Source organism: Moorena sp. SIO4A1, assembly GCF_010672065.1.
Taxonomy (GTDB): domain Bacteria; phylum Cyanobacteriota; class Cyanobacteriia; order Cyanobacteriales; family Coleofasciculaceae; genus Moorena.
In genome coordinates this window covers 1-1,206 of record NZ_JAAHHX010000890.1, presented here as the reverse complement: position 1 = coordinate 1,206, position 1,206 = coordinate 1, and the positions used below count along the sequence as shown (strand labels likewise).

General features: G+C 43.2%; 1 protein-coding gene. It reads left to right on the top strand.

The genetic code is table 11. From position 1 onward, the window contains the following. Positions 1 to 283 precede the first annotated feature (283 nt). Positions 284 to 892 (top strand): Uma2 family endonuclease, encoded by a 609-nt coding sequence (locus F6K53_RS43820; RefSeq protein WP_293087089.1) that lies wholly within the window; start codon positions 284 to 286, stop codon positions 890 to 892. Positions 893 to 1,206: the final 314 nt, after the last annotated feature.

The following is a 1,206-nucleotide window of genomic DNA, read 5'->3' as shown; positions in this document are numbered from 1 at the left end:
CAAATCTGGGTTTGGGAAAACCAGGAACTACCACTGGTGTTTGCCGGAACTGACATACTCCCCACCCTTGACACTATCTCAGACTTTACCGTAGACGCAATAATTGGAATGACCCGACAGCGATAACTTAGTGCGATCACACTACTTGATTGCGATCGCTGAGCTTGTAGGTTGGGTTTTGTTACCTCAACCCCACAAAATCACTATATGTGACTATTATGGGATATTTGTGAACATAATTAAAAAGTAGCTTTTTTCTAAATCCTCCTTGGCTGAAGATGTCATGACACAGACACCTACTCAAACCCAAACTCTATCCCTTGAACTGCCAGGTTCCCTAGTCTTGCACGTCACCCAAGCTCAGTTTGAGTCAATAGCCGCAGCCAACCGCGATTTAAGGCTAGAACGCACAGCACAAGGAGAGTTAATTGTGAATCCCCCCACTGGCGGTGAATCCGGCAAGCGTAATCTCAGTATCAGCACCCAACTTGGTAACTGGTTTGAGGCACATGAAGAATTAGGGGAAGCCTTTGACTCTTCTACGGGATTCAAGCTTCCTAACGGTGCCGATCGCTCTCCCGATGCTTCTTGGGTTATTCGAGAAAGTTGGGAATCCCTTACGCCCCAACAGCGCAAAGGCTTTGTCCCTCTCTGCCCTGATTTTGTCGTCGAACTACGTTCGGAATCCGATAGCCTTCCTAAACTGCAAGCCAAGATGCGAGAATATATGGATAACGGGGCTAGACTGGGATGGTTAATTAATCCACAGAAGATGCAGGTAGAGATTTATCGTCCAGGGCAGGAGGTAGAAGTATTAGAAAATCCGAAACAATTGTCAGGCGAAGATATTCTACCTGGGTTTGTTCTTAATTTAAAACGAGTATGGACTTAAAAGGAGTTATCAGTTATTAGTTACAAGTTATTAACACTATAGTTTATAACTTGATTAAATAACTGATAATCCGGTTATGAAGACAAACAAGCAGGGAGCATGTCACTTATGCAGAACATTTGTACTAAGGTAATAGGTAATAGGTAATAGGTAATAGGTAATAGGTAATAGGTAATAGGGGGAGCTAGTCCTGGATCAATATTTGTACATTATCTATAGCCCCCTCATGGGTTTAAGCTTGCTCTACTGGAAAATAGTACTAATGTTTCAGCAAATTTGACCTGCTCCCAACAAGTAGTAGGGTGGGCAAATGA